We start from the raw sequence: 4,153 nt of genomic DNA on the forward strand, positions 1-4,153 counted from the left end.
GCCGGGCAGCGTGCCCGGTGCGCCGCCCAGCGGCGCGACCGCCGCGCCGCGCGAGCGCGTGGAAGTCACCACCGACGTGATGCGCGCGACCTTCGACACCGAAGGCGGCTCGCTGGTGCGCACCGAATTCCTCAAGCACGCGGCCGACTCCTCCGCCGACAAGATCACCAGCACCTTCGTTCTGCTCGAGCAGAACGCCGAGCGCGTGTACGTCGCGCAGACCGGCCTGATCGGCGGCGACTTCCCCAACCACAAGACGCCGATGACCTTCAGCGGCGAGCGCACCCTGGCCGCCGGCGCCAACGAGCTGGTGGTGAAGTTCGAGTCGCCGGTGCAAGGCGGCGTGAAGCTGGCGAAGACCTACACGCTCAAGCGCGGCGCCTACGACATCCCGGTCAAGCACGAGGTGGTGAATGCGGGCACGGCCCCGGTCAGCCCGCAGCTGTACGTGCAGCTGGTGCGCGGTGCCAGCGCGTCCAATTCGTCGTTCCTGACGAACCCGACCAGCACCTACACCGGCCCCGCGATCTACACCGACGCCAAGAAATTCCAGAAGGTGGAGTTCGGCGACATCGACAAGAACAAGGCCGATTTCCAGAAGGACGCCACCAGCGGCTTCGCGGCCATGGTGCAGCACTATTTCGTGAGCGCCTGGATCCTGCCGGACGGCATCAAGCGCGAGAACTTCGCGCGCAAGATCGACAACAACCTGTACGCGGTGGGCATGATCGCGCCGCTGCAGCCGATCGCCGCCGGTGCGGCGCAGGCGGTTCCCGCCACCCTGTTCACCGGCCCGCAGGAAGAAAAGACGCTGGAGCGCCTGGCGCCCGGCCTGGACCTGGTGAAGGACTACGGCATGTTCACCATCCTGGCCAAGCCGCTGTACTGGCTGCTGGACAAGATCCACGGCGTGCTGGGCAACTGGGGCTGGTCCATCATGGCGCTGGTGCTGCTGATCAAGATCGCCTTCTACTGGCTGCAGGCCAAGGGGTACCAGAGCATGGCCAAGATGAAGGCCATCAACCCCAAGGTGATGGCCATGCGCGAGCGCTACAAGGACAACCCGCAGCAGATGCAGCAGGAGATGATGCGCATCTACCGCGAGGAGAAGGTCAACCCGCTGGGCGGCTGCTTCCCCATCATGATCCAGATCCCGGTATTCATCTCCCTCTACTGGGTGCTGCTGTCCACCGTGGAGATGCGCAACGCGCCCTGGATCGGCTGGATCCACGACCTGGCGTCGCCCGATCCGCTGTTCATCCTGCCGGCGGTGATGACGCTCACCACGCTGCTGCAGACCGCGCTGAACCCGGCGCCGCCCGACCCGATGCAGGCCAAGATGATGTGGATCATGCCGCTGGCTTTCTCGGTGATGTTCTTCTTCTTCCCGTCCGGCCTGGTGCTGTACTGGATCACCAACAACGTCCTGTCCATCGCGCAGCAGTGGCTGATCAACGCGCGCATGGGCGTGCCGCCGCAGTTCAACCTGCCGAAGTTTGGGTAAGGCGTTCCGTTCGCCCTGAGCCTGTCGAAGGGCCGCCGCCGCCATGCTGTCGCACCTCGACCAGCCGATCGCAGCCATCGCTACCGCGCCCGGGCGCGGCGCGGTCGGCATCGTGCGGGTGTCGGGGCCGGCGGTGCGCGCCGTGGTCGAAGGCGTCTGCGCCCGCGCGCTGCAGCCGCGCGAGGCGACCTACCTCGCATTCCGCGACGCGCAGGGCGCCGCCATCGACCAGGGCCTGGCGATCTTCTTTCCGGCGCCGCATTCCTATACTGGCGAGGACGTGCTGGAGCTGCAGGCGCACGGCGGCCCGGTGGTGCTGCAGCTGCTGCTGGCGCGCTGCCTGGAAGCCGGCGCGGCGGCCGGCCTGCGCGTGGCCGAGCCGGGTGAATTCACGCGGCGCGCTTTCCTCAACGACAAGATCGACCTGGCGCAGGCCGAGGCCATCGCCGACCTGATCGACGCCAGCACCGAGACCGCTGCGCGCAGCGCCAGCCGCTCGTTGGCAGGCGAGTTCTCGCGCGAGATCGGCGTGCTGCGCGACGCGCTGGTGAACCTGCGCATGCTGGTCGAGGCCACGCTGGATTTTCCCGAGGAAGAAATCGACTTCCTGCAGAAGGCCGACGCGCAGGGCCAGCTGCAGCGGCTGCAGGCGCAGCTCGCGCGCGTGCTGCAGCGCACGCAGCAGGGCGCGCTGCTGCGCGAGGGCATCAAGGTGGTGATCGCCGGCCAGCCCAACGCCGGCAAGAGCTCGCTGCTGAATGCGCTGGCCGGCGCCGAGCTGGCCATCGTGACGCCGGTGGCCGGCACCACGCGCGACGTGGTGAGCCAGGCCATCCAGATCGAGGGCGTGCCGCTGCACGTGGTGGACACCGCCGGCCTGCGCGACAGCGACGACGTGGTCGAGCGCATCGGCATCGCGCGCGCCTGGGGACAGATCGAGGCGGCGGACGCGGTGCTGTTCGTGCACGACCTCACGCGCGTCGGCTCCGACGACGAGGTCGAGGCCGACGTGGCGCTGGCGCGCTCGGTGGTGGCCCGGGTCGGCGCGCAGGTGCCGGTCATCGACGTCTGGAACAAGGCCGATGCCGTGCCGGATCAGACGCGTGCGGTGCGGGAGGGCGTGGTGCTGTCGGCCAAGACCGGCGCCGGCCTGGAGGCGCTGCGCCAGCGGCTGCTGCTGGCCGTGGGCTGGGAGGCGTCGCCCGAAGGCGTGTTCATCGCGCGCGAGCGCCACGTGCATGCGTTGCGCCGCGTGGAGACGCACCTGCGGCAGGCCGATAGACTGCTGGCGCAGCAGGCCCAGGCGCTGGACCTGCTGGCCGAGGAACTGCGCCTGGCCCAGAACGCGCTGAACGAAATCACCGGCGCCTTCGGCGCGGACGACCTGCTCGGGGTCATCTTCTCGCGCTTTTGCATCGGCAAGTGAGCGCCGCTGGTGTGTCTGCGGGATCTGCGTTACACCGGCAAATGGTCGGGTATCACATGTAAACCTTCGTTAACGTGCCTTGCCCGCCCACGTACGCACCCGTACTGTTGAGCCATGAACGTTTCGCTGCACGCCCCCGTCCGCACCGATGTACAAGGCCTGATCAAAGCGATCACGGCCAACGAGACCGGCGATGCCTTCCGTCCCGCGCTCACGCCCACGCAGTGGGAGCTCCTGAGCACCTACATGCAGCCGTTCGCGCTGATGTCGGGCCAAGTCCTGATCGAGCAGAGCGCCAGCGACCGCACGGTGTACGTGGTGGAGGCCGGCAAGCTCACGGTGCACTACGAGGATTCCAAGGGCCGGCTGCGGCTGGCCGTCGTCGAAGCCGGATCGGCGGTCGGCGAAGGCGCGTTCTTCACGCGGCAGCCGCGCAACGCAACCGTGCAGGCCGCCAGCGCCAGCAAGATCTGGTCGCTCACGCCGATCCGCTTCACCGAACTCAGCAACCGCCAGCCCGCGCTGGCGCTGGAAGTGGCGCTGGCGCTCGGCGCGCTGGTGTCGCGCCGCCTGGCCAACCGGCCCAGGCGCATCGCGGTGACCTGAGCGCACGGGTGCGTGCTTTCCCGGGCACTATTTCACGCTGAGTGGATGTGCGGTGTGGAGCGCCGGCCGATGCCGGGAATAATCCAGTCCGTTGTTCATTTTTCCCACGGGTCATCCGATCCGCTTTGACTCGTCCGGGAGCAGTCATGTCCCTCTTCAGCTGGCTGTTGCCCAGTCAAAAACCGATGCACTCCGATCCGGAGAGCTCCGGCCTGTCGCGCGTGGAGCCGACCAAACCGTATAACCCGCGCCGGCCCGCCGAGACCCCGCCCTCGGCACCCGGCCAGGCGGCCAACCGCAAGTCCGAGCGCATGGCGCGGCGCGAGCTGCTGTACGCCGTGGTGCGCGAATCGATGACGCGCACGGGCGTGCTCTCGGCCAGCTACAAGTTCAAGGTGCTGTCGTTGGATGCGCGCGGCCGCCAGTTCCTGGTGATGGTCGATCTGGCGCGCGTGCCCGGCGTCGAGCCGGAGAGCCTGTCGGAGATCGAGGCGATGATCGCGCAGGCGGCCAAGTCGCGCTACGACATCCTGGTGAGCGCCGTGTACTGGCGCACCAACGACCACGTCGCGCTGGGGCAGCCGGCCGCGCCGGCGGCGCAGCCGCCCGCGGCGCGC

At 68.5% G+C, this 4,153-nt stretch carries 3 protein-coding genes and 1 pseudogene; all 4 read left to right on the forward strand.

The genetic code is table 11. The annotated features are described in order from the left end of the window. The first annotated feature begins 10 nt into the window (after window positions 1-10). Window positions 11-1,504 (forward strand): membrane protein insertase YidC, encoded by a 1,494-nt coding sequence (yidC, locus tag H0U68_RS17975; protein ID WP_296358084.1) that lies wholly within the window; start codon window positions 11-13, stop codon window positions 1,502-1,504. A 43-nt stretch (window positions 1,505-1,547) separates the two neighbouring features. Then, complete coding sequence (mnmE, locus tag H0U68_RS17980) at window positions 1,548-2,930, forward strand: tRNA uridine-5-carboxymethylaminomethyl(34) synthesis GTPase MnmE (RefSeq protein WP_296358080.1); 1,383 nt, start codon at window positions 1,548-1,550, stop codon at window positions 2,928-2,930. A 114-nt stretch (window positions 2,931-3,044) separates the two neighbouring features. Then, complete coding sequence (locus H0U68_RS17985) at window positions 3,045-3,536, forward strand: cyclic nucleotide-binding domain-containing protein (protein WP_296358082.1); 492 nt, start codon at window positions 3,045-3,047, stop codon at window positions 3,534-3,536. A gap of 146 nt (window positions 3,537-3,682) precedes the next feature. Then, window positions 3,683-4,153, forward strand: a pseudogene (locus tag H0U68_RS17990) (hypothetical protein); the annotation flags it as partial.

The sequence above is a fragment of the Ramlibacter sp. genome, from assembly GCF_013697775.1.
Taxonomy (GTDB): domain Bacteria; phylum Pseudomonadota; class Gammaproteobacteria; order Burkholderiales; family Burkholderiaceae_C; genus Ramlibacter.

What these genes read in the sequence shown, in the direction of transcription:
- mnmE (WP_296358080.1), top strand. Translation starts at nt 1,548, where the DNA reads ATGCTGTCGCACCTCGACCAGCCGATCGCAGCCATCGCTACCGCGCCC.
- H0U68_RS17985 (WP_296358082.1), top strand. Translation starts at nt 3,045, where the DNA reads ATGAACGTTTCGCTGCACGCCCCCGTCCGCACCGATGTACAAGGCCTG.